Consider the following 869-nt stretch of genomic DNA (forward strand, 5'->3'; position numbering starts at 1 on the left):
GCTTCAGGGCGCCCATGGCGAGTTGCAGGACTCCGGCGGCCAGCACCAGCGCACCGAGTGCGCCGACGCCGTACTCCTTGACCGCTTCGAAGACCAGCACGGTCAGGCCCGCGGCCGGGCCGCTGACCTGCAGACTGCTGCCGGGGAGCAGACCGGTCAGCAGCCCGCCGACGATACCGGTGACGAGACCCAGCTCGGCCGGTACGCCGGAGGCGACGGCCACCCCCACGCACAGGGGGACGGCCACGAGGAAGACGACGAGAGAGGCGGCGAAGTCCGCCCGGAAGGTGGTGAATCGGTTCATGAAGTGCACGTACGCCCTTACAGCGGGAGGAAGAGGTCGGAGGCCGGGTGATGTGCTGCCACCAGACCGGTGTGCACTTCGTAGAACCAGCCGTGCAGGTTTACTTCGCCGGCGGCCAGCCGCTCCTGCACACAGGGGTAGCCGCGCAGCCGGTTGAGCTGTTCGCGCACGTGCTGCTGGACCGCGGCCGAGACCGTCGGCTCGTCGTCCTTGGGCAGTTCGTCGGAGATCTGCTGGGCCAGCCAGTCGCGTACCGCGGGGGCGCCGGTCAGGTCCTCGCCGCGGATCTTGGCGCCGACCGCGCCGCAGTGCGAGTGACCGCACACCACGATGTCGGCGACGCGCAGTACGCGCATCGCGTACTCGATGGTGGCGGCTTCCGCACAGGCCGCCATGTCCTCCTGGTAGACGGGCACGGCGTTGCCGGCCGTCCGCAGTTCGAACAGTTCACCCGGGCGGGCCCCGGTGATCAGGGACGGTACGACGCGGGAGTCGGAGCAGGTGATGAAGAGTGCGAGCGGCGACTGGCCGGCCGCCAGCCGGCCGTAGGTCTCCTGTTCTTCGG

At 70.0% G+C, this 869-nt stretch carries 2 protein-coding genes; both read right to left on the bottom strand.

Features of this window, described 5'->3' with window-relative positions; genetic code table 11:
* Positions 1–304 (bottom strand): SulP family inorganic anion transporter (locus AZE13_RS26605; RefSeq protein WP_147264727.1); only part of this gene is annotated, 304 nt, incomplete at its 3' end.
* Positions 305–321: 17 nt separating this feature from the next.
* The coding region (locus AZE13_RS26610; RefSeq protein WP_066937219.1) for a carbonic anhydrase at positions 322–869 on the bottom strand (548 nt) is incomplete at its 5' end.

The sequence above is a fragment of the Streptomyces sp. NBRC 110611 genome, from assembly GCF_001590865.1.
Classification (GTDB): Bacteria; Actinomycetota; Actinomycetes; order Streptomycetales; family Streptomycetaceae; genus Streptomyces.